General features: G+C 49.6%; 2 protein-coding genes. Both read left to right on the top strand.

The genetic code is table 11. The features are described 5' to 3' along the window. The first annotated feature begins 177 nt into the window (after positions 1–177). On the top strand, positions 178–1,050 hold the full coding sequence (locus AC1DLB_RS27310) for a hypothetical protein (protein WP_477781602.1): 873 nt from the start codon (positions 178–180) through the stop codon (positions 1,048–1,050). Positions 1,051–1,970: 920 nt separating this feature from the next. Continuing rightward, positions 1,971–2,606, top strand: a 636-nt coding sequence (locus AC1DLB_RS27305; protein ID WP_477786033.1) for a hypothetical protein, incomplete at its 3' end; no start/stop codon positions are given.

Genomic DNA, 2,606 nt, shown 5'->3' with positions numbered 1-2,606 from the left:
GGCTGGAACACAAAATGCGAATAGCTGGAACACATTGTCGATGGGACACAAAAGGTGTTCCAGACCCGTTAGCGCTCACAGACAAAACCTCTCTCTCCTAGCTGACGGCACTCCAGCATTCCCGGGTGCTGCCGCCCGCGTTTTCCCGGTCGCATGCATGGGGCGAGGGGGCGAATGATGAGCAATAGATTTTATTTGAGCGCCCCACTCGACATTGATGATTGGGAGGTCGTCGAGGCGTTGGAACACTTGGCGCTGTATGACGAATTTGCAGAGCGTTTACATGATGCACTGCAGCTCATACGCGAAGGCCAGCAACATTGGGCGAATCATCAGCAAGATGGCGAATGGTCAGTTGAATCTTTTCGGGTAGTGGCAGAGGTGCGCCGTCTTTCACCCAACATTCGCCAGCGCTTTGACCGTTCTCAGGATGACCTGCCTCGCTGCATTCGATGGATAGTCGGAGAGTCATCCGAGTCGGGTGTTACCGATAGCCAATATGTCGCCGCACTGGCCATAGATCGTGCATGTCGGGTCGTTGAAGTTTTAGGACGTTGGTTAACTGACTTTGATGCAGACCTTTATGCGGGCAGCCGCGTGGAGCTCTCAGCTTTGGCCCAAAACGAGCCAGTAAGCTTCGCCGCATTTCTGAGTGAGGTGCGCCGCGAGCAAGCTCAATTAGAAATCGAAGCGCGAGAAAACGTCGCAGACTTGATGGGGGCCGCCAAATATTACGCGACCCTCGCGAGCGTGTATGCCTCTCCGCTGCTGAGCAGTAGCGAGAAGATCCGAATCAGCGCTGCTGCACGCAAAGCCGGCAATAACTCGGCGGCTATACGCCGCGAGGCCACAATAGATCGCAATCAGAGCATTTGCTCCCACGCTAAGCGCCTGCTCAGTGATGGACGATCAGAAAGAGAGATCGTTGGCATTATTGTTGGCACTGACTCTGCGCTTAAAACGCCGGGCGGTGCCGCCAAGCTTTCCACAAAACAAATCCGCAACATTCTGGTCGCGGGCGGAGTACTTTGCGTAATTGCAGCGCAATAGACCACGCGCTTGAAATCGACCTGGCCAGTCATGACTGCACTAAGTACAAACGCTGTCACGCTTGCCGATACCATCGAGCAAGGCGCGTGGATCGTGGAGGTAGATGGGGGGCCGGCCGGATTCTCCATGATTGATAGGGAGAGGCTTTCACCCTCTTCGTCCGTCGTATGTGCTCCCTAAACCCCATCTTAAGTTAAGTGGGGTTCGTAGTGGATACCTAGCCTGCGCAACCTTCTGGAGTCCAAGGGGGCGAATAATATTGCCCCCATGAAAAACTATCCGTTCATCTTCAGCACAATCGTAGCATTGACAATCCACGTACGACAGAAAGGAGATCGATAGCTTAGTTGTTGTATCCGCTGCTAATCGTGGCGCGTTTGCACCAGTAGGTTTTTCCACAATCACTTGGGTCAGCCGGAGGTGATTGATCTATTGAAACCAAGTAATAGTCACTACCTGGAACGACAGAGCTTATGTTGTCATTGGTACCACCCCTCATGGTAAAATTGCGATTTCCGTTTCCGCTAGCATAGCGAATACTAAAATAGCAGGTGGACGCTTGATCCGCATCACAACCAAATGTGACGATATCCGCAGTTGCTGCGCCTGAGATGCCGCTTAATATCGTAATAATCATGAACTTTATATAGTTTTGCATCGCACCCTCGCTCAGCTCGCTTATTACATGGAGTACTTCTCATTACAACAGAGAACACTAGATCATCACTTAAAAATAATCGAATCGCGATTTAGACCTTTTCGAAATATTGCTAATTTTAAAATATTTTAGGAATCAAGTGTAGTAATCCGTGAACCACATCTATTGTTAGACATGCCTATTTTTATCCGCCAAGCCCGCGAAAGCGTTATCCCCACACTTGGGGTTTATTTAGGGCTGAGAGTCAAATTCGGGAGGTTTCATGTCTGAGAGCGAACCGCCATTATCCCTTGAGAAGATCGCTAAAACCGCTAAGGCGCTTCAGGAGATCGCTGAAGCACTGACCATGGCTTATGCCATAGTTGGGAGGAGGATCAGGCCAGAATATAAAGAGTGCGCCAAAAATTTTTTGAAGATATCGGAAGACGTTACAGGTTTCACCCGCAACCTAATGGAGTTCTTGGCTCCTTACTACTATTTGTCGTTCTATAAGGACGACGGGGATATGCGGAAGGAACTCCAAAAGCAATTCATCGTATTCAGAAGCCGAAAACCTCGCGATTGGATCTCACGCGTTAAGTTCAGGTGCGGAGAAATCGATGGCTATTACTCTAGTTTTTGCAAGGCGTGGGTAAAAAACTCTTATGGTGAACATGTCGCAAAAAAAAAGCAGAAGGCCGCCGAGCTTCTTCTCGAGGAACTTACAACCATAGATGCAGCTCTTATTGAGACGCTAACAGAACAAGTTATGCATCCATTGGAGCAGTTTATTAAAGCAGCAGATGTTGGTTTGCGTGGGGCAGACGGGCTAACCTCAGCTAGGTCGGCGCACGACGTATTTCGATCTCAAATCACACCTGTATTCGACGCTGTAGAAGATGCCTTAACTCACCTAAAT

Source organism: Pseudomonas sp. 05N434 (genome assembly GCF_056396965.1).
Note: the sequence above shows the minus strand (reverse complement) of the source record. Positions and strands in the feature narration are given on the sequence as shown.

Bases quoted from the DNA above. Each gene is read 5' to 3' on its own strand.
- AC1DLB_RS27310 (WP_477781602.1), top strand. From the start codon at position 178: ATGAGCAATAGATTTTATTTGAGCGCCCCACTCGACATTGATGATTGG.